General features: G+C 46.4%; 1 protein-coding gene. It reads right to left on the reverse strand.

Features of this window, described 5'->3' with window-relative positions:
• Window positions 1-209 (reverse strand): L,D-transpeptidase family protein (locus tag B4G81_RS07760; RefSeq protein WP_294081420.1); only part of this gene is annotated, 209 nt, incomplete at both ends.

The following is a 209-nucleotide window of genomic DNA, read 5'->3' on the forward strand; positions in this document are numbered from 1 at the left end:
GTCTTTCACATAGAGCATCTTTTCTTTTTTTTCCTGTATGGCAAAAATCCCCGTCGGTGTCTCATGGGCATGAGGCGGCTTATGGACGCCCGAGGTTGCCGGGTTCATACTCAATATATGCCAGGCCTTCCCATTTTTTTCGAGTGTAGCAATATTCTGATTGGTCACATCCACTGCTATCACTTTATTGAAACGGACACTGTCGTGCC

The organism is Proteiniphilum sp. UBA5384, assembly GCF_002410825.1.
Lineage (GTDB): Bacteria > Bacteroidota > Bacteroidia > Bacteroidales > Dysgonomonadaceae > Proteiniphilum.